General features: G+C 64.7%; 22 protein-coding genes. 8 read left to right on the top strand and 14 right to left on the bottom strand.

The features are described from left to right. Window positions 1-17 precede the first annotated feature (17 nt). Window positions 18-605 carry a hypothetical protein gene (locus AB0362_RS01765; RefSeq protein WP_068050689.1) on the bottom strand — a complete coding sequence of 196 codons (588 nt, stop codon included), beginning with the start codon at window positions 603-605 and terminating at the stop codon, window positions 18-20. Then, window positions 602-2,158 (bottom strand): tRNA (N6-isopentenyl adenosine(37)-C2)-methylthiotransferase MiaB, encoded by a 1,557-nt coding sequence (miaB, locus tag AB0362_RS01760; protein WP_366234966.1) that lies wholly within the window; start codon window positions 2,156-2,158, stop codon window positions 602-604. The genes AB0362_RS01765 and miaB overlap by 4 nt, the downstream gene beginning before the upstream one ends. Window positions 2,159-2,401: 243 nt before the next feature. On the opposite strand from miaB, the gene AB0362_RS01755 reads away from it, so the two are divergent. The 4 genes from AB0362_RS01755 to AB0362_RS01740 all read left to right on the top strand — a co-directional run bounded on the left by AB0362_RS01755 (window position 2,402) and on the right by AB0362_RS01740 (window position 5,648). After that, window positions 2,402-3,130: an amino acid ABC transporter ATP-binding protein gene (locus AB0362_RS01755; protein ID WP_170944851.1), complete on the top strand. Its 729-nt coding sequence runs from the start codon at window positions 2,402-2,404 to the stop codon at window positions 3,128-3,130. A gap of 53 nt (window positions 3,131-3,183) precedes the next feature. Then, on the top strand, window positions 3,184-4,014 hold the full coding sequence (locus AB0362_RS01750; RefSeq protein WP_094688752.1) for a glutamate ABC transporter substrate-binding protein: 831 nt from the start codon (window positions 3,184-3,186) through the stop codon (window positions 4,012-4,014). Between the two features lie 84 nt (window positions 4,015-4,098). Next, window positions 4,099-4,776, top strand: a complete 678-nt coding sequence (locus tag AB0362_RS01745) for an amino acid ABC transporter permease (protein ID WP_149405920.1) — start codon at window positions 4,099-4,101, stop codon at window positions 4,774-4,776. Continuing rightward, on the top strand, window positions 4,776-5,648 hold the full coding sequence (locus tag AB0362_RS01740) for an amino acid ABC transporter permease (protein WP_366234710.1): 873 nt from the start codon (window positions 4,776-4,778) through the stop codon (window positions 5,646-5,648). The genes AB0362_RS01745 and AB0362_RS01740 overlap by 1 nt, the downstream gene beginning before the upstream one ends. A gap of 107 nt (window positions 5,649-5,755) precedes the next feature. Here the strand turns inward: AB0362_RS01740 and AB0362_RS01735 are convergent, their stop codons facing one another. The 5 genes from AB0362_RS01735 to AB0362_RS01715 form a co-directional block, all read right to left on the bottom strand. Continuing rightward, the gene (locus AB0362_RS01735; protein ID WP_366234709.1) at window positions 5,756-6,307 is read right to left on the bottom strand and encodes a regulatory protein RecX; all 552 of its coding nucleotides are present in this window, start codon (window positions 6,305-6,307) and stop codon (window positions 5,756-5,758) included. A gap of 12 nt (window positions 6,308-6,319) precedes the next feature. After that, window positions 6,320-7,357 (bottom strand): recombinase RecA, encoded by a 1,038-nt coding sequence (gene recA / locus AB0362_RS01730; RefSeq protein ID WP_366234708.1) that lies wholly within the window; start codon window positions 7,355-7,357, stop codon window positions 6,320-6,322. Window positions 7,358-7,553: 196 nt separating this feature from the next. Beyond that, entirely contained in the window at window positions 7,554-7,745 is a 192-nt protein-coding gene (locus AB0362_RS01725) for a DUF3046 domain-containing protein (RefSeq protein ID WP_027496833.1), read from the bottom strand. A gap of 10 nt (window positions 7,746-7,755) precedes the next feature. Continuing rightward, the gene (locus AB0362_RS01720; protein ID WP_366234707.1) at window positions 7,756-8,928 is read right to left on the bottom strand and encodes a nucleotide disphospho-sugar-binding domain-containing protein; all 1,173 of its coding nucleotides are present in this window, start codon (window positions 8,926-8,928) and stop codon (window positions 7,756-7,758) included. Window positions 8,929-9,018: 90 nt separating this feature from the next. After that, entirely contained in the window at window positions 9,019-9,657 is a 639-nt protein-coding gene (locus AB0362_RS01715) for a helix-turn-helix domain-containing protein (RefSeq protein ID WP_366234706.1), read from the bottom strand. Between the two features lie 223 nt (window positions 9,658-9,880). Between AB0362_RS01715 and AB0362_RS01710 the strand changes: the two genes are divergently transcribed. Beyond that, window positions 9,881-10,777 carry a diacylglycerol kinase gene (locus AB0362_RS01710; protein WP_366234705.1) on the top strand — a complete coding sequence of 299 codons (897 nt, stop codon included), beginning with the start codon at window positions 9,881-9,883 and terminating at the stop codon, window positions 10,775-10,777. A 13-nt stretch (window positions 10,778-10,790) separates the two neighbouring features. On the opposite strand, the gene AB0362_RS01705 is transcribed toward AB0362_RS01710, so the two are convergent. The 5 genes from AB0362_RS01705 to pgsA all read right to left on the bottom strand — a co-directional run bounded on the left by AB0362_RS01705 (window position 10,791) and on the right by pgsA (window position 14,159). Beyond that, window positions 10,791-10,964, bottom strand: coding sequence for a hypothetical protein (locus AB0362_RS01705; RefSeq protein WP_366234704.1), 174 nt, complete (start codon window positions 10,962-10,964; stop codon window positions 10,791-10,793). Between the two features lie 98 nt (window positions 10,965-11,062). Next, window positions 11,063-11,863, bottom strand: coding sequence for a hypothetical protein (locus tag AB0362_RS01700; RefSeq protein ID WP_197478022.1), 801 nt, complete (start codon window positions 11,861-11,863; stop codon window positions 11,063-11,065). Between the two features lie 112 nt (window positions 11,864-11,975). Continuing rightward, window positions 11,976-12,785, bottom strand: coding sequence for a PspA/IM30 family protein (locus AB0362_RS01695; RefSeq protein ID WP_068050702.1), 810 nt, complete (start codon window positions 12,783-12,785; stop codon window positions 11,976-11,978). A 144-nt stretch (window positions 12,786-12,929) separates the two neighbouring features. Further along, entirely contained in the window at window positions 12,930-13,271 is a 342-nt protein-coding gene (locus tag AB0362_RS01690) for a helix-turn-helix transcriptional regulator (RefSeq protein ID WP_032397883.1), read from the bottom strand. 198 nt (window positions 13,272-13,469) lie between these two features. After that, the gene (pgsA, locus tag AB0362_RS01685; protein WP_366234703.1) at window positions 13,470-14,159 is read right to left on the bottom strand and encodes a CDP-diacylglycerol--glycerol-3-phosphate 3-phosphatidyltransferase; all 690 of its coding nucleotides are present in this window, start codon (window positions 14,157-14,159) and stop codon (window positions 13,470-13,472) included. Window positions 14,160-14,299: 140 nt separating this feature from the next. Here pgsA and AB0362_RS01680 point away from each other — a divergent pair, with 140 nt between their 5' ends. Together AB0362_RS01680 and AB0362_RS01675 are read left to right on the top strand one after the other, a co-directional pair. Then, the gene (locus AB0362_RS01680; RefSeq protein WP_262498345.1) at window positions 14,300-14,887 is read left to right on the top strand and encodes an amino-acid N-acetyltransferase; all 588 of its coding nucleotides are present in this window, start codon (window positions 14,300-14,302) and stop codon (window positions 14,885-14,887) included. 41 nt (window positions 14,888-14,928) lie between these two features. Continuing rightward, window positions 14,929-15,213 carry a YciI family protein gene (locus AB0362_RS01675; RefSeq protein WP_068050703.1) on the top strand — a complete coding sequence of 95 codons (285 nt, stop codon included), beginning with the start codon at window positions 14,929-14,931 and terminating at the stop codon, window positions 15,211-15,213. Between the two features lie 86 nt (window positions 15,214-15,299). Here the strand turns inward: AB0362_RS01675 and AB0362_RS01670 are convergent, their stop codons facing one another. Together AB0362_RS01670 and AB0362_RS01665 are read right to left on the bottom strand one after the other, a co-directional pair. Then, window positions 15,300-17,987 (bottom strand): DNA translocase FtsK, encoded by a 2,688-nt coding sequence (locus AB0362_RS01670; protein WP_366234702.1) that lies wholly within the window; start codon window positions 17,985-17,987, stop codon window positions 15,300-15,302. A 69-nt stretch (window positions 17,988-18,056) separates the two neighbouring features. After that, window positions 18,057-18,680: a TIGR03085 family metal-binding protein gene (locus AB0362_RS01665; RefSeq protein ID WP_366234701.1), complete on the bottom strand. Its 624-nt coding sequence runs from the start codon at window positions 18,678-18,680 to the stop codon at window positions 18,057-18,059. A 95-nt stretch (window positions 18,681-18,775) separates the two neighbouring features. On the opposite strand from AB0362_RS01665, the gene AB0362_RS01660 reads away from it, so the two are divergent. Then, window positions 18,776-19,555 carry a sulfite exporter TauE/SafE family protein gene (locus AB0362_RS01660; protein WP_366234700.1) on the top strand — a complete coding sequence of 260 codons (780 nt, stop codon included), beginning with the start codon at window positions 18,776-18,778 and terminating at the stop codon, window positions 19,553-19,555. The last annotated feature ends 13 nt before the right edge of the window (window positions 19,556-19,568 follow it).

Below are 19,568 nucleotides of genomic sequence, written 5' to 3'. Positions count from 1 at the left end.
GGGACGGCCGTTCGGGCCTACGGGGCCGAGTGGCCGTCCCACAGTCGTAGCTTCTGCTCACCCGACGCGGCCGCGATGCGTCGCTGCTCCTGGGCGGCGAGTTGGGCGTTCGTCTTCTTCCACACGGCCTTGAGCCAGTGGAACGTCAGAGCGATGACGGTGATCCACGCGATGATCAGGCCGATTCCCGGTCCGGCGCCCTGCACGTTGTCCGGCACGGTCTGCCGCGTCCAGATCGAGAACATTCCGTACACCGACGACACCGCGCACCCTGCCAGGGCAGCCCAGGCCAGCGCCCAGATGCGGGTGACGAGTGCGAGCACCGACATCACCACACCGAACGTGAGCACGAGCACGACGAAGACGCGCGACGGCAGCGCGATCGATTCGGCAACTGCGGCATCGCTGCCCGTGAGCACGTCGAACCCGCTGGCCGATCCGGTGTGCGGCAACGCGAACGTGAACAGCAGGACCATGACCAGCCCGGCCACCACCATGGCCCGCGCGCCCGGATCCAGTTCGGTCATCACCGCCCTCTCGGTCCGTCCGAGTTCCTCTGCGGATCGAGAGGGTACGACGCGATCGGGTCCGTCTGTCTCTGTCATGCGGTGCATCCTGTCTCTGGCGTCAGCGGCGCCGGTGCGCCGATCGAGGGAAGTCCGAGGCCGACGCCGATCGGTGCCGTCTTCGGCATCACTCCGCGTTCGTGGGCATCGCCTGCTGCCGTACGCCTGTGGGTGTGCACGCCGGCATCGGCGATGAGGTGGTACGGGGCGGCTGCAGTGAGTGTGGTCGTGACGACGTCACCCGGACGAATCTCGCTCGCCCTGTCGGCGTCCACGGCGAAGTGGACGAGTCGGCCGTCCCTGGCTCGCCCGCTCATCCGATGGGTTGCTGCGTTCTTGCGACCTTCACCGGTGGCGACGAGCAGTTCGACCTCGGTACCGATCAGCGCCTGGTTGGCCGCGAGAACGATCTCCTCCTGCAACGCGATCAGCCGCAGATACCGTTCTTGCACAACCTCTTTGGGAACCTGGTCGGGCATGTCGGCCGCCGGGGTGCCCGGACGCTTCGAGTACTGGAACGTGTAGGCGTTGGCGAACTTCGCCCGTCGCACCACGTCGAGGGTCTGCTCGAAGTCCTCCTCGGTCTCGCCGGGGAAGCCGACGATGATGTCGGTGGTGACAGCCGCGTGCGGCATGGCCGCACGCACCTTGTCGATGATGCCCATGAACTTCGTCTGCCGGTAGGACCTGCGCATGGCCTTGAGGATTCGGTCCGATCCGGACTGCAACGGCATGTGCAGGGTGGGGCAGATGTTCGGGGTCGACGCCATGGCCTCGATGACGTCGTCGGTGAACTCGGCCGGGTGCGGAGACGTGAAGCGCACCCGCTCCAGCCCCTCGATCGAGCCGCATGCGGTCAGCAGCGAGGCGAACGCGCCGCGATCACGAGGCATGTCCGGATCGGCGAACGAGGCACCGTACGCATTGACGTTCTGGCCGAGCAGAGTCACCTCGAGGACGCCCTGATCCACCAAAGCCTGTACCTCGGCGAGGATGTCACCCGGCCTGCGGTCGATTTCCTTGCCGCGCAATGCCGGGACTATACAGAACGTGCAGGTGTTGTTGCAGCCCACCGAGATCGACACCCAGCCGGCGTAGGCGGATTCTCGCTTCGCGGGGAGGGTGGAGGGAAAGGCCTCGAGGGATTCGAGAATCTCGACCTGCGCCTGTTCGTTGTGCCGGGCGCGCTCGAGCAGAACCGGCAGCGACCCGATGTTGTGGGTGCCGAAGACGACGTCGACCCATGGTGCCTTCTCCACGACGGTGTTGCGGTCCTTCTGCGCCAGGCAGCCACCGACAGCGATCTGCATGTTGGGATTGCGCGTCTTCGCGGGCCGCAACATGCCCAGGTTGCCGTAGAGCTTGTTGTCGGCGTTCTCGCGCACCGCGCACGTGTTGAACACGACCAGATCCGCGTCGGTGCCCGAGTCCGCCGGCACGTAGCCCGCTTCCTCGAGCAGTCCGGACAACCGCTCCGAATCGTGGACGTTCATCTGACAACCGTGCGTACGCACTTCGTAGCTGCGGGCACCTGTCGCCGACCCGTCGGTGAGCGGTACGGGCTCGGAAACCCCGCGTTCGGTCACGTCCATGGTCGGAAAAACACTCGTTTGCACCCCTCCAGGGTACGTCCATCGCACCGACCGACACGCCGGGGTCGAGGGCTCCACCGGAGACTGTCCAGGGCCGATGCAGACCGTCAGTAAAGTTTCCATTACATAATCGAAGATGACGGGCGAAAACACCGGTCGGCGAGGAAACTACGCATAGGGTTTCGATCTATGACGCACGCCACCGACGCGCCGGCATCGACTCCCCCGCCGGGCGCACCTTCGATGATCTCGCTCAAATCCGTCGACAAGCATTTCGGTGATCTGCACGTCCTCAAGGACATCAACCTGGAAGTGCCGGCCGGACAGGTCGTCATCGTCGTTGGTCCTTCCGGATCGGGCAAGTCGACCCTGTGCCGGACGATCAATCGGTTGGAACCGATCGATTCCGGTGCCATCGAGGTGGACGGAGACCTGCTCCCCGCCGAGGGCAAGGCCCTGGCCGCACTGCGTGCCGACGTGGGCATGGTGTTCCAGTCGTTCAACCTGTTCGCGCACAAGACGATTCTGCAGAACGTCATGCTCGCGCCCATGAAGGTGCGCAAGCAGAAGAAGGACGAGGCAGAGAAGAGCGCGTTGGCTCTGCTCGAACGCGTGGGCATCGCCAACCAGGCCGACAAGTACCCCGCCCAGTTGTCCGGTGGTCAGCAGCAGCGTGTCGCCATCGCTCGATCTCTCGCCATGAACCCCAAGGTGATGCTGTTCGACGAGCCCACCTCGGCCCTCGACCCCGAAATGGTCAACGAGGTACTCGACGTCATGACCTCGCTTGCCAAGGAGGGCATGACGATGCTCGTCGTCACCCACGAGATGGGCTTCGCCCGCAAGGCAGGCGACCGCGTCATCTTCATGGCCGACGGAGCCGTCGTCGAGGACACCGATCCGGAGACGTTCTTCAAATCCCCCAAGTCCGAACGAGCCAAGGACTTCCTCGGCAAGATTCTCGGCCACTGACCCGCTGCACCGTTCATTCCGTTCACCCCACCCGATCCTTAAGGACATTCACAGTGAGAATCACCCGCCCGATCCGCCTCGGAGTTGCCATTGCAGCTCTGTCCATCGTTGCGACCGCCTGCGGCGGCGGCGAGGAAGCTCGCACCATCTCGACCAGCGCCGAGTCCGGCAACCTCATCGTCGGCATCAAGTTCGACCAGCCCGGCCTCGGGCTGCGCAACCCCGACGGCACGTTCAGCGGATTCGACGTCGAGGTGGCCAAGTACGTTGCCGGTCAGCTGGGTGTCGACGAGGCCAACATCGAGTTCAAGGAATCCCCCTCTGCCCAGCGCGAGACGCTGATCGAGAACGGTGAGGTCGACTACATCGTCGCCACCTACTCGATCACCGATACGCGCAAGGAAAAGGTCGGTTTCGCCGGACCGTACTTCGTGGCGGGACAGTCACTGCTGGTGAGCCAGGACAACACCGACATCACCGGTGCCGATTCGCTCGAGGGCAAGCGTCTGTGCTCGGTCACCGGCTCCACCCCGGCCCAGAACATCGCCGACGAGTACCCGGGTGTGCAGCTCCAGCCCTTCGACACGTACTCAGCCTGCGTCGAGGCACTGCGCAACGGCACCGTCGATGCGGTGACGACGGACGACATCATCCTCGCCGGCTACGCCGCACAGTCTCCCGGACAGTTCAAGGTGGTCGGTGAGCCGTTCACCACGGAGAACTACGGCATCGGCCTGAACAAGGACGACACCGAAGGACGCAACCAGATCAACGACGCCATCGAAGAGATGGTCTCCAGCGGTGCCTGGGAGCAGGCCTTCAACGACACCGTCGGCGCATCGGGCTACCCGCTTCCCGCCGCGCCGACAGTCGACCGCTACTGATCGACTCGATCGTCGTGCCCCGCAAGCCTCGCTTGCGGGGCACGACGGTTCGATCTCTCCGAGCCGTGAGGATCAACAAGCACCGTGAATCTATTGAGTAAGTACGGCGATCAACTGATCGAAGCATTCCTGACGACGATCTATCTGACATTGGCATCACTCGTCGGTGCGCTGATCATCGGAACCATCGTCGCCGCCATGCGGGTATCTCCTATTCCGATCGCACGCGGAATCGCTGCCACGTACGTCACCATCTTCCGTAACACTCCGTTGACCCTGGTCATCCTGTTCACCTCGTTCGGCCTGTTTCAGACAATGGGCGTCTCTCTGGCATCTCAGTCGTCCCCTACGGGCCTCGACGACAACAACTTTCGCCTGGCAATCCTCGGTCTGAGCATCTACACCGCGTCGTTCGTCGCCGAATCGCTGCGGTCCGGAATCAACACGGTCCCGGTCGGTCAGGCCGAAGCGGGTCGCTCACTCGGCATGACGTTCACACAGAACATCTCCATCGTCGTTCTGCCACAGGCATTCCGAGCCGTGATCGGACCTCTCGGCAGCGTCGTGATCGCGCTCACCAAGAATACGACCATCGCATCGGTGATCGGCGTCGCCGAGGCGTCGTTCCTGATGAAGAACATGATCGAGAACGAGGCCGCGATCTTCGTCGTCGGTGGCATCTTCGCACTCGGGTTCATGATCCTGACGCTCCCGACCGGGTTGCTGTTCGGCTACATCAGCAAGCGATTGGCGGTGTCATGATGAGTGATGCAGTAGCAGTTCTGTACGACGTCCCCGGCCCGAAAGCGGTACTGCGATACCGCATTCTGACCGTGGTCGTTGCAGTCGTCTCGCTGGGGATCGCGTTTCTGATCTACCGGGCGCTCGACTCGAAGGGGCAGTTGACCGCTGAGAAGTGGGATCCGTTCCTCGAATCGACCACGTGGACCACCTATCTGTTGCCCGGTATTCAGGGCACGCTGGTGGCAGCGGCCCTGTCGATCGTGTTCGCCCTGATCCTCGGTGCCGTACTCGGTATCGGCAGGTTGTCCGATCATCGAGTCGTGCGAGTGATCAGCGGCGCATTCGTCGAGGTGTTCCGCGCCGTTCCGGTGCTGATCCTGATGATCTTCCTGTACGCCGTCTACGCCGACTACGAGGTCTTCAAGGTCAAGTACCTGGCCTTGGCTGCGGTGGTCACGGGTCTGACCCTGTACAACGGTTCGGTCATTGCCGAGATCGTGCGTGCCGGCGTCAATTCCCTGCCCAAGGGTCAGCGCGAAGCCGCGTCGGCGTTGGGCATGCGCAAGAGCCAGGTCATGCTCCTGGTTCTGCTCCCCCAGGCCGTCACCGCCATGCTTCCGGCGATCATCTCGCAGATGGTGGTGGCACTGAAGGACTCGGCGCTGGGTTACGTCATCGGTTACGTCGAAGTCGTCCGTTCCGGGCAGCAGGTGGGCGCGTTCTACAGCAACTACCTGCCGTCGTTGGTGATTGTCGCCGTCATCATGATCATCATCAACTCCGCTTTGACGAAGCTGGCCACCGTGGTCGAACGTCGTCTGCGTTCTCGCAAGCGCAAGGCCGGCGCGACTGACGTGGTTCCGGCTCTCGACGGTGGTCAGGCAGCCTGACCCACACGACACTGCAACTGGTCGAGGCCGTCGACAAGTAAGGCCCGCAACACCGATGGTGTTGCGGGCCTTACTGTTTCTCGACGGCACCGGCTCGAGGTGGACGATCACATCGAGTCGGGGCCGTCGAAGTCTTCGGTATCGGCACCCGCGCGGTCGAGCTGCTCTTTGACCACTGCGAATGCCATCGACTGCGAGTAGCCGCGGCGGGCGAGCATGCCGACCAGCTTGCGCACAACCTTGTCTCGCTCGGTTCGAGCATCGGGTCCGCTGGGATCGGGCAACTGCAGCGTGCGGAATCGCTTGCGTACCAACTCGGCTGCGCGCTGACGCTCGTCGTCGGCATCGATCAGATCGAGTGCATGCACAGCGAGTTCGTTGCTGACTCCCTTGTTGCGGAGCTCCATGCTCAATGCACGTTTGCCCTTGCCGGAGTACTTGTGCCGGGACTGGACCCACTGCTGAGCGAACGATTCGTCGTCGACCAGCTTGGCCTTCTCGAGCCGGTCGAGAACGGCGCTCGCGATCTCGGGGGTGAACCCCTTCTTGGCCAGGCTAACTTCGAGTTCGTGCCTGCTGCGCGCTCGGTCGGTCAGCAACCGAAGGCAGACATCTTTCGCCTGCGCCTCGGTGCCGCCGCCTTCGTCTCGCTGCTGCACAGCGACAACAGGTTAGAAGTCGACCGGAGCAGCTGCGGGCTCCTCTGCGGTGACGTCCGCGCCGATCTGCAGCTTCTCCATGATCTTCTTCTCGATTTCGTCACGCACGTCCGGGTTCTCGAGCATGAACCTGCGGGCGTTCTCCTTGCCCTGGCCGAGCTGGTCACCTTCGTAGGTGAACCACGAACCCGACTTACGGATGAAGCCGTGCTCGACGCCCATGTCGATCAACGAGCCTTCGCGGCTGATGCCCTTGCCGTAGATGATGTCGAACTCGGCCTGCTTGAACGGCGGCGCCACCTTGTTCTTGACCACCTTGACCCGAGTGCGGTTACCGATAGCGTCGGTTCCGTCCTTCAGGGTCTCGATACGGCGGATGTCGAGGCGAACCGAGGCGTAGAACTTCAATGCCTTACCACCGGTGGTGGTTTCGGGAGAGCCGAACATGACGCCGATCTTCTCGCGCAGCTGGTTGATGAAGATGACCGTGGTGCCCGAGTTGCTCATGGCACCGGTGATCTTGCGCAGCGCCTGGCTCATCAGGCGGGCCTGCAGACCCACGTGGCTGTCGCCCATCTCACCCTCGATCTCGGCGCGCGGCACCAGTGCCGCCACCGAGTCGATCACGAGGATGTCGAGAGCACCCGATCGAATCAGCATGTCGGCGATCTCGAGAGCCTGCTCACCGGTATCTGGCTGCGACACCAGCAAGGCATCGGTGTCGACGCCGAGCTTCTTCGCGTAGTCCGGATCCAGAGCGTGCTCGGCGTCGATGAAGGCAGCGATGCCGCCCGCGCGCTGAGCACTGGCCACTGCATGGAGGGCGACGGTGGTCTTACCCGAGGATTCCGGACCGTAGACCTCGATGACACGTCCACGCGGCAACCCCCCGATGCCGAGTGCCACGTCGAGCGCGATCGATCCCGTGGGGATGACGGCGATGGGCTGTCGGACCTCGTCACCGAGGCGCATCACCGAACCCTTGCCGAAGTTCTTGTCGATCTGCGCAAGTGCGAGATCGAGCGCTTTGTCGCGATCGTATGCAGCCATCGTGAGCTCCCTGTGTCGTGTCGTTCAGCTGTGTCGTATCGATCAGCTTTGTCGTCGGTAACGCTAGAACGGGGTACCGACAAGAAGTTTCTCGAGACCGCTCAGCAACCGTTGACATCAGCATAGGGGAACACGTGTTCGAGTCAACTACCTCGGCTTTCGACACGCCGGAAAAGATCGGCAGGACCGGTGCGGACTACCAGCGCTCTTTCGGAACGTCGAACTCGTAACAGATCGAGCGCCACACTTCTCGCGGGTCGACGCCGTCCTCGATGGCCTGCGCTCCGGTGCGACCGATGCCGGACAACACATGATCGGCAAGCAGGGAGTTTCCTCGAACGGAGCCGAACTCCTCGGTGAGGAGTTCACGAAATTCGGTCAGACGCACAACGACAACCCTAGTGCCCGCTCCGTGGACCGCTGCGGGCGAGCACGTGACGACACACCGACACCGGATCCTCGACGGACTGCGACCCGTCCGCCGCCGCCCCCGCTGCCCGAGCGAAACGCGGATCGGACAGCACCGTGGCCACCGCGTCGGCGATCGAGGTCGGCGTCGGGGGTCGTACGATGACCGCACTCCCCTGCCGGGCGGCCCGATTCGCCAGCTCCCACTGATCACCACCGCCAGGGACGGCCACCACCGGAACGCCGTGGACGAGAGACTTGGCCAGCATGCCGTGGCCACCGCCGCATACCACTACATCGGCACGGCGCAGCAGTTCGTCCTGGCGGCCGAGGCCTGCGTTCGCCCAGTTCGGGAGGGCGTCGGGACCTCCGTCGAGAACGGAGGCCACGACCCGCACCCCCTTGCCGTCCAACCCTTTCAGCGCCATCTCGAGCATTCCTTCCGCACCGGTGAAGGCGGTCGACGGCGCGACCATCACCAGCGGTGCCGAGCCGTCGGGAGCATCGAGCAGGTCGTCCGTCGGCTCCCACAGCAGCGGGCCGACCACGTGCGCCTCCGCCGGCCAGTCGGGACGGTGCACCTCGAGCGCGGGAATGGTGGCAACGAGCCGAGCAGTGGGGCCCGGGTCCTCGGCAGGCAACCCGATGCTCGTCCGTGCGTTGGAACGCTGTACGCGCCCCTGAGCGATCGAGCGTGCCGTCAACGCGCGCATCACGACATCGCGCAGCCTGCCCCGAATCCCGATACCCGGAGCCAAGCCACTTCCGATGGGCGGCAACCCTTTCGAGGGCGAATACAGAGGATGGGGCGAGAGTTCGACCCAGGGGATACCGAGACGCTCGGCGGCCATGCCACCCCCTGCGGTGAGGATGTCGGACACGACGAGATCGACGTTCTCCCGCTCGAGGTCGGGTAGCAACTCGGTCGAGACGAACGCCGCCCGAGAGTGGATCCGTTGTCCGGCATCGAGATCGTCGTCTTCCGGTCGCGGTGCGAGTCCACCCAGCGGGAGGGCCCGCAGGCCCGCGGCGTGCGCGGCGGGTACCCAGCGGCTACCGGTGAAGAGGATCGGTTCGTCGCCGGCCGCGCGGAAGAGCAGAGACAGGGCGATCGCCGGAAAGGCATGCCCCGGATCGGGCCCGGCCACCACTGCTACTCGCACCGACCCAGCGTGCCACACTCGAGCCGTACCGCTCGACGTGTGCCGAGATCAAGTCGCGAGAGGGGCGGTCAGGTCAGGACGCAGCCTCGTTCACGCACCCTCGGGTCGCAGATAACGGTCGACGGCTAACGCCATCTGGCGTGTCACCTCGGCACCGGACACCCTCTCGGACACCATCTCCGCGGACTGGACCGCAGACTGCACCATCAGCAACACCAACGTGGCCAGAGTCGTGGGATCCCCCGCACGAATCGAGGAATCACGTTGTCCGGCAACGACCAGAGAAGCCAGTGCATCGATGATCAACGCCTGACTGGTTCCGAGCCGATGCAGAATGTACGTGGCGAGCACGTCGGAATCGGAACGCAGAATCTTCACGAAAAGCGGATGGAGTCGAATGCGGTCGGCAACGTCACCCACGGCAGTCACGAGCTGATCACGAGCCGGCGCCGAAGCGTCGAAGCTCGGAATCAGGGCACCGATCTCTCGTGTGAGCAGGCTCGACACCACAGCTCGTGTATCGGCCCATCTTCGGTACACGGTGGGCCTGCTGACCTTGGCGCGACGCGCAATCTCGGCCAAGGTCGTGCGCTTGACTCCGTGTTCGAGGATGCAGGACCGGGCCGCGTCGAGAACGGTGTTCTCGACCGACTTCTCGGGAGCAGCGGTCACGGACGACGACTGCGGTTGCTCCGACGAGACAGGACTCGACGCCGGCTGCTCGATCACGTGCCACCTTTCTCGATTCGGACAAAAAGACCGTATTACGCGTAGTAACAGTCTATTTCGTTACAGTACCTCACGGTTACACGCACATCGGGCCCGAAGATCGCCGGTAACACGCATGCGCAATCTGCGTCGGGGGCGTTCGACCAGGAATCGCCTCGGTCACCACCACGGCAATCGTCGACCCTGGCAAGCTGATCGATGTGATCGAAAAATCGTTGCGAGCATGACCCGATCGGTGACGGTGTTGACCAATCCGATGGCCGGCGGTGGGCACGCGGGGCACGCCGGACGGTGCGCCGTGGCTCGACTGCGGGAGCGTGAACTTCACGTCACGGCCATCGAGGGCCGCACACCCGGGGATGCGTTGGCTTTGCTCGAGAAGGCAGTCGGCAGCGGTACGGACGCGGTGGTCGCCGTCGGCGGCGACGGGCTCGTCAATCTCGTCGTCCAAGTACTGGCCGGCACCGACGTCCCGATGGGCCTGATACCTGCCGGTACCGGCAACGATCTGGCACGGTCTCTGGGACTGCCTCGTGGCGATGCTGTTCACGCCGCCGACATCGTCGCCGACAACGTCACCCGCGCAATCGATCTCGGACGGATCGGCGAGCGCTGGTTCGCCACCGTCCTGTCCAGTGGTTTCGACTCGCTGGTCACCGAGAGGGCCAAGCGACTGCGCTGGCCACGCGGACCGCTGCGGTACAACGCAGCGATGATGCTTCAGCTGGCGTCCCTCCGAAAGCTGCCGTACGTCATCGAACTGGACGATGCCGAGCTTCGTCTCGACGCCACCTTGGTCGCTGTCGGAAACGGCAGAAGTTACGGTGGCGGGATGGTCGTGTGCCCCGCCGCGCTCGTGGACGACGGCCTTCTCGACGTCACCGTCATCCGAGGGGTGAGCCGGACTCGACTGCTCGGACTGTCCCCCACGCTCTACCGGGGAACACACATCGACCGGCCCGAGGTGGACACCTACACCTCGACACAGGTCACGCTGCGATGCGACGGAATCGTCGCCTATGCGGACGGTGAGCGAGTCGCCGAACTACCTGTCACCGCGCGTTGCGTGCCGCGGGCACTTCGGGTGTTCGTGAATCAGGATTCCATGGCTCGCGGGTGACCGAGCCGCTGCGTCAGAACTTCAGCGATGAGCGATCGTTGTCGGCGGAGATCGCCTTGTACAGCCACACCAGGCCCAATACGATCGCGCCGGCCACCACGAGCCAGAAGACACCCTTGATGATGGTGCCCAGCAGCGCGAGCGCAATCCAGATCAGAACGATGAATCCCAGTACTTTCCAGAACATGAGTGCTCCTACCGTGTCGCCGCGCACCGTGTCGTTTCGCGTACTTCGATACTGGCACTCGCGCGCGACGAACACATCGGGGTTAACCCTGAATTGTCTCACCGGTGCCGCGACCGAATCCGGTCGAGTTCGGTGAGCGCCTCGGCCCACCCCTGCAGTCGATCCGTAGCCGACAGCAGCTCGCGTCGATGCGATTCCACGACCGTCGTCGACGCCGATCCTGCCGGTCCGGTCATCCGCGCGGCCGCGGCCACGAGCTGCTCGTACTGATCGACACCGGTGGCGAGTTCGGCTGCAGCCGAGGCTATCCCGCCGCGCAGGTGCTCGCGGGTCACAGCGCTTGCCGCCCCCGCACGTTCCAGAGCGGCGATGTCGACGGCGACTCCTTCGAGGCCGCGGGCTGCGTCGGAGGTCACCCCGATCATCTCCTCGACGTCCTCGGCACCGATCGTCTCGGACCTCGCCAGGATTCCCAGTAGCTCGAACAGACTCTGCTCGGCACCGGCCAATCGGGTCATCGACTCGTACGCGGCAGATCCGCGCTGCGGCAACACGCGCTTGGTCGGTAGTCCCACCGGCACCGGTTGGGCTCGAAGTCGCCGCAACCGCGTCACCGCGAATGCGGCCGGGACGGCCATCAGCGCAGCACTACCGCCGCCCACGAACAGAGTCCACTCCGGTGCCGACAGCACGGCCATCCCCGCAGTTCCCACGGCCGTCGTCGTGGACGCGGCACCGAACCTGATTCCGCGTCGTCTGGCGCGGCGAATCTTCTTCAGGTGCTTGACGCGGGGATCCCTTCGGCGCCCTGCGGCGTCGAGAATCGAGGTCCCGACACTCCGAGCGGACTCCGCCAGAGATTTGACCACGGCACCGGACTCGGTGACGGCTGCGGTCACGGACTCACGATCGAGCGAAACGGCCGGCCGCTTACGCGACCGGCCGGATTCGTGCTCTCTACTATTCATGTCGACGTTGCTGTCGGACGTCCGAGCTGTTCGCCGGCTCGATCTATGCCTGAGCCGGCGGCTCGGGCGTCGCGTCCGGAGACTTCGAGATCGACGGCTTCGCCGCGGCATTGCCCGACGGCAACGAGTCGCCTGCCATCGATGCACGAATCTGTTCGAGGCGGCTGTGACCCGCCATCTGCACCGACGCCTGCTGAACCTCCATCATGCGACCCGACACGGTGTTCTGGGCCAGCTCTGCCGATCCGAGGGCATCTGCGTAGCGACGTTCGATCTTGTCGCGCACCGCGTCGAGGCTCGGGGTGTTGCCGGGCGCGGACAGCGTGCTGTCCATCGACCGCAGGGATTCGCTGACCTTCTCCTGCATCTTCGCCTGCTCGAGCTGGCTCAGTAGCTTGGTGCGTTCTGCGACCTTCGACTGCAGAGCCATGGCGTTCTGCTCGACGGCCTTCTTCGCCTGGGTGGCCGCCTGCAAAGACTGGTCGTGCAAGACCTTGAGGTCCTCGACACTCTGCTCGGCGGTCACCAGCTGTGCTGCGAACGCCTCGGCTGCGTTCGTGTACTGCGTGGCCTTCTCGATGTCGCCTGCAGTGGCGGCCTGATCGGCCAGCGTCACCGCCTGCCGCGCGTTCGCGTTGAGCTTCTCGACCTCGTCCAGCTGACGGCTGAGCTTCATCTCGAGCTGGCGCTGATTACCGATGACCGACGCGGCCTGCTGGGACAGAGCCTGATGCTGTCGCTGTGCGTCTTCGATCGCCTGCTGAATCTGAACTTTGGGGTCGGCCTTCTCGTCGATCTTGGAATTGAAGAGCGCCATCATGTATTTCCAGGCCTTGACGAAAGGATTAGCCATGGGGTGGTCCTGCCTCCATCTGTTGCGCCGCGGTGGCCGCGTACGGGTCGGCTGCTCTCGCAGTGACCGAAATGAACCTGTCCGTGCTGTGAAAGTCGGGTGCGTGGTCTGGGTCAGGAGTGGAAACTGGGTACTTTTCCGATCTTAGGCGGCGGCGAGTGCTCTGGCAGCAGGTGCCGGAATCACGACGCGAGTATCGCCGTCGATGCGGGTGGCGACCGCCGCCTCGTCGAGCCGCGCGGCGGCGGTCGAGGCGTCGGACAGTGTCACACTGACATCGCTCATGACGTCCGAGAGCGGGACGGCGAGGGCGTCGCAGATCGCAGCGAGGAGCTCGCTCGACGCTTCCTTGCGACCGCGTTCGACCTCGGAAAGGTATCCGAGGCTGACGCGTGCGGTGTTCGAGACTTCACGCAGGGTTCGGCTCTGTGCGACGCGAGTACGCCGCAAACTGTCGCCGAGTGCTTCACGCAATAGCAGCGCCATCTCGCTCCTCCTCGTTGGTGTTCGTGCCGACGGCTGTGCCGTCGAGACGACAACGTTCACATCTCGTTCGTCCGGAGCCGTCACGATGTTCAACGTCCCAGTCGGTCCGATTGGTTCCCGACCCTATATGCCCGTTCACTGCGACACGCGCCGAAACAGCTGCGACACGGCCACCACGACTGTAGCCCGCCGACGAGTTCACGCGGAGGACACGCCTCGGCGCAGACGAACGGCCTGCACCACGTAGTCCACACCGGTGTAGACGGTGAGCAGTACCGCCAGCGCCATCAAGGCGACCGCGACCGGGTCGAACACGGTCGGCAGCGGGCACAGGTACACCCCGATCGCGAACGTCTGCACCAGAGTCTTCACCTTGCCGCCGCGCCCTGCGGGGATCACTCCGTGGCGGATGACGGCGAACCGCACCGCGGTGATGCCGATTTCCCGCACACCGATTATCACCGTCACCCACCACGACAGGTCGCCCAACATCGACAGTCCGACGAGCGCGGCACCGATCAGAGCCTTGTCCGCGATCGGGTCGGCCATCTTCCCGAAATCGGTGACGAGACCGTACTTGCGGGCCAACTGACCGTCGATCCGGTCGGTGATTGCAGCAGCAGCGAAGATCGCGGTTGCCGCCAGCCGCCAGGATGTGTCGTGGCCGTCACCGACGAACAGTGCGGCGAGAAAGACCGGCACCAGTGCGATTCGGAGCACCGTCAGGACATTCGCGATATTGAGCAACGGCACTTCGTCCGGACCACCGGTGACAGCGTTGCCGTGAGGCAGTCCCGAATCACGTGGGGCCGACGAACCGGAGGGACGGTTGCCCGGAATCTCGCCACTGGATGGAACGCCGTGATCGGGCGTCACCGGCCCGCTCATCGGCAGAACCGCGCGCCGTCGACGACGTACCGGTCGGTGTGTCGGCTTCGGCGCAGCACCGATCCGCCGAGACGGGGACACAGCTCACTGAACGACACACGAAAAGTTTATCGGTTGCGGTACTGACTACTGTTCACCCCATGACTTCTGGGCCGAATCGGGCGAGTCGCGACATCGCAGACCCCGAATCCGACGTGCAATCCGACATCGCGGACCTCGGCTCCGCGAACGACGGCACCCTCGTCGTGCGTCGAGCCAGAACCTCCGACATCCCCGAGATCAAGCGTTTGATCGACATCTACGCCGGACGCATTCTGCTCGAGAAGAACCTCGTCACCCTGTACGAGGCGGTGCAGGAGTTCTGGATCGCCGAGCGTGACGGCGAGATCATCGGCTGCGGTGCGTTGCACGTGCTGTGGGCCGATCTGGGCGAGGTTCGCACGGTCGCCGTCGATCCCGCCGCCAAGGGGCACGGCGCAGGCCACCTGATCGTCGCCAAACTGATCGAGGTCGCTCGTGATCTGGCGTTGCAGAAAGTGTTCGTGCTGACCTTCGAGGTGGACTTCTTCTCTCGACACGGGTTCGCCGAGATCGACGGAACCCCCGTGACGGCCGAGGTCTATGCGGAAATGTGCCGTTCCTACGACACCGGCGTGGCTGAGTTCCTGGACCTGAGTTACGTCAAACCGAACACTCTGGGCAACACGCGGATGTTGCTGTCGCTCTGACAGAATTCCGGGATCACCCCTCGAATCCGGAAGAGAGCTCCATGCCCCTGATCGCCGTCAGCTACACCTACTCACCCGCCACCACAGACGGGCGCGACACCCACCGCGCAGCACATCGCGCCTGGTTGGCCGACCTACTCGACCGGAAAACCCTGGTGTCGAGTGGACCGTACGCCGATGGCAGCGGTGCTCTGCTGCTGGTGGAGGGCGCGGATGCTGCCACCGTCGAGACGCTGTTCGCGCAAGACCCGTTCGCGGTGGAGAACCTGATCGAGTCGGCGACGTTCCACGAATGGACGCCCGTCATGGGCACCTTCACGTCCTGATCTTCCCCGCTCACCCGGTTCGCGTGAATGGACCACTGCACCGCCGAGACGGCTGCAGTGGTCCATCCACCCAGGCCGGGAAGCGGTCAGAACTCCTCCGACGCGGGCTGCTCGTCCGGGTCGCCGCCCTTGATCGACCACAGCAGACCGTCGAGCTCGTCGGGCTTGACGAGTACCTCGCGGGCCTTCGAGCCTTCGCTCGGGCCGACGACTCCGCGGTTCTCCATCAGGTCCATCAATCGCCCGGCCTTGGCGAAGCCGACTCGAAGCTTGCGTTGCAGCATCGACGTCGAACCGAACTGACTCGTCACGACCAGTTCGACCGCCTGCAACAGCACGTCGAGGTCGTCGCCGATGTCCGGGTCGACGTCCTTCTTGTCCGAGACCTTCGCAGCGGTGACGGTCTCGTTGTACTCCGGCTCGGCCTGGTTCTTGGCGAAGTCGACGACGGCGGCGATTTCCTCGTCGGTGATGAACGCACCCTGCAGACGCGTCGGCTTGCCGGCACCCATCGGTAGGAAGAGCGCGTCTCCCATACCGATGAGCTTCTCCGCACCCGGCTGGTCCAGGATGACGCGGGAGTCGGTCAGAGACGACGTGGCGAAGGCCAGACGCGACGGCACGTTCGTCTTGATCAAGCCCGTCACGACGTCGACCGAAGGACGCTGGGTGGCGAGCACCAGGTGAATGCCGGCGGCGCGCGCTTTCTGGGTGATCCGCACGATCGCCTCTTCGACGTCACGCGGGGCGGTCATCATCAGGTCGGCCAGCTCGTCCACGATGGCCAGGATGTAGGGATACGGACGGTAGACGCGTTCGCTGCCCAGGGGCGCGGTGATCTCGCCGGACCGCACCTTCTTGTTGAAGTCGTCGATGTGACGGACCTTGTTGATCTGCATGTCCTGGTAACGCTGCTCCATCTCCTCGACGAGCCAGGCCAGCGCCGCGGCAGCCTTCTTGGGCTGCGTGATGATCGGGGTGATGAGGTGCGGAATTCCCTCGTAGGGCGTCAGCTCCACCATCTTCGGGTCGATCAGGATCATCCGAACCTCGTCCGGGGTCGCCCGTGCGAGCAGCGAGACGAGCATCGAGTTCACGAAACTGGACTTACCGGAACCGGTGGAACCGGCCACCAGCAAGTGCGGCATCTTCGCGAGGTTGGCGCTGACGAAGTCGCCCTCGATGTCCTTACCGAGTCCGATCACCAACGGATGGTGATCCTTACGCGTCGACGGCGCAGTGAGCACGTCCGCCAGACGGACCATCTCACGGTCCGAGTTGGGCACCTCGATACCGACCGCGGACTTGCCAGGGATAGGCGCGAGCAGGCGAACGTTGTCGGTGGCGACGGCGTAGGCGATGTTGCGTGCGAGTGCCGTGATCTTCTCGACCTTGACGCCGGGGCCCAGCTCCACCTCGTAGCGGGTGACCGTGGGGCCGCGGGTGAAACCGGTGACCGCGGCATCGATCTTGAACTGTTCGAGTACCTCGGAGATCGCCTCGATCATGGCGTCGTTGGCCTGGCTGCGGGTCTTGGGCGGATCTCCGTCGATCAGCAGCGACAGCGACGGCAGCGTGTAATCCCCGTCGACGACGCGATCGACGACGATCTTGTCGTCCTCGGCCGGCTGTTTCGGTTCGGCCGCCTTCACGATCGGCTTGGGCTTCGGCCGCGGCGGTGCGGCCGGCTCGGGAGCAGGTGCGGGGACAGCGGCGGCAGGTGCGATGACCTCGGTGGCAGCCTCGGGCGGCGGGGTCTTGCGCGCGCGTGGCGGCTTGACGACCGGGATGTATTCCTCGGTCGGGTAGTTGTCGTAGGGGTCTGCGCCGCCGTGGACCGGGTAGCCGTCGGCGTCGAAGTTGCTGTCGTAGTCGCCGTAGCCCTCGTCACCGAATTCGGAGCCGAAGTCGGCCGGGTCGTATTCGTCGTATTCGTCGCCGCGGCTGTCGGTGCCGAACAGTGCACGCATCCGATCGGGTACGTCGCGCACGGTGGTGCCGGTGAGAAGCAATACTCCGAACAGGCCTGCGAGCAGCAGCAACGGTACGGCCAGCCACACGGTGAGGCCGTCGGCTATGGGTCCACCTGCCACGTATCCGACGAAGCCTGCGCCCTCGGATCGCCCGGCGGCGTCGGTCGGTGAGCCTGCGGCCATGTGCCACAGGCCGAGGATCGGCAGGCCGAGCAGGATCGATCCCAGAACAAGTCGCGGCCGTACCTCGGGATGCGGTTCGGACCGCATAAGAACGACGGCGATGGCGACACCGAGCACGGGCGCGACGTAGCCGGCTTCACCGATGACGGCGCGAATACCCACCTCGATCCATTCGCCGACCGGTCCCCCGGCGCTCAGCCACACACTCGCGGCGACGACGACACTGACGGCGATCAGTCCGAGGGCGATCCCGTCCCGGCGGTGGCCGTGCTCGATGTCGGCGGCTTTGCTCACCGTCCGCGTCGTGGCACCGACTCCGCGTGCCGCCATCGACCAGGTGGACGCGATGCCTCGCCCGATCGCGTCGAGGGCACCGCGTGACTTCTTCTTCGCCGCCGGGCGCCGAGCCGTCGACGCACCCCTGGTTGGGGCCTTGCCACGGGAGGACGCGTTCGCACGCGACGTCGCGGGGTTGCGCGGCGCGGTGGGCTTCTTCGGCGTCGTCACGGTGCGCGCAGTACGCCCGCCACCGGATTTACGGGCGGTGCCGGACGCGCGCGAGGAGCCGGATCCGCTGGACCCGGCTCTGGCGGTGGAGGTGCTGGTCTTTCCTGCCATGCCCCCAGGCTAGTCGCAACAGCCCCGTCGAAACCATCCGCAACACCAGTAACAGCGGGGGTGAATGTGTCAGAAGCTCAGATCGAGTGCCTTCACGGCAGCCACGTCGTCCGCCGAACCCTCGTACAGCACCTCGATCTGATCGCGCCCGAACGCGTAGAGCAGCAGTTCCGACGGCTCCCCCACCACGGTCACGCCCGGGCCCGATCCACCCTTGAACGTGGCTGTGCGGCTGTCCGGGGTTCGGACGTGCACCGGAATCGGCGCGGAACGGTGTCCGGCTCGGCCAATCAAACGAACCTGCGGCCACAGGCGCGTTTCCACCGCGGCCGGCAACACTCGTCGAGTCCAGCTCTCGCCTGCCCGGCGCAGATCCTCGTGATGAACGAACATCTCACCGAGATTGATCAGGGGGTCCAGCAGTGCGAACGGCGACCACATGGGCGGCCCCGTCCGTATGTCCTCGACCACCGTCGTGAACGGCTTGTTCGCAACGGATCGCTGGACGCGCTCCGTGTACCCCGCGAGCGGAGAGAGAAATATGCCGGGCGAGGCGTCCAGGCGTCGTTCCCGGACGACGAGATGCGCCGCCAGATCGGCTGCGGTCCACTCACCGCACAGCGTCGGCGCATCGGGACCCACGTCGAGAAGGGTCTGGACCAGTTGGGAACGTTCATCCTGGGCGAGGCTCACGCGGTCCACGGTACGTCCCGAGCGATCCGACGGCATCCCGCCGCCCCACACTCCCCGATGTTCGAGGCACCTGCGGCGTCGGTAGCCTCCCAACAGTGCCGGTATCGGAAATTCTCGTCATCCTGCTCGCCGGACTCGGAGCCGGAGCCATCAACGCCGTCGTCGGTTCCGGGACGCTGATCACGTTTCCGACGTTGGTCGCATTCGGCTATCCCCCGGTGGTCGCCACCATGTCCAATGCGGTGGGCCTGGTGGCGGGAAGCGTTTCGGGTACGTGGGGTTACCGGCGCGAACTGCGCGGGCAGTGGCATCGACTGCGGTGGCAGTTGCCTGCCTCGTTCTTCGGCGCGCTCGGCGGTGCCTGGCTGCTGCTCCATCTACCCGAAACCGTGTTCGCCGCAGTGGTTCCGGTATTGCTCATCGGCGCGCTGATTCTCGTTGTCGCACAACCGAGAATCCAGGCCTGGGCCAAACGGCGGTCGGAAGCCGCAGGCAAGGCCGCGAACCACATCAGCCGTACCCGGATGGCCTTGGTCACCGGCGGCACTCTGCTGGTCGGCATCTACGGCGGCTATTTCACCGCCGCACAGGGCATTCTGCTCATCGGGGTGATGGGAGCGCTGCTCCCCGAGACCATGCAGCGGATGAACGCAGCCAAGAATCTTCTGTCATTGGTCGTCAATGTCGTTGCAGCGGTGACGTACACGATCTTTCGCTTCGACGACATCAGCTGGCAGGCAGCGGGACTGATCGCGGTCGGCTCGCTGATCGGAGGAGCCGTCGGAGCGCGCTACGGCCGCCGGCTCTCGCCGGCGGCCCTGCGCTGTGCCATCGTCGTCCTCGGTCTGATCGGACTCTGGCGACTGCTCGTCTAGACCATCGCGTCCA

The sequence above is a fragment of the Rhodococcus sp. NPDC079359 genome, assembly GCF_040702585.1.
GTDB lineage: Bacteria > Actinomycetota > Actinomycetes > Mycobacteriales > Mycobacteriaceae > Rhodococcoides.
Note: the sequence above shows the minus strand (reverse complement) of the source record. Positions and strands in the feature narration are given on the sequence as shown.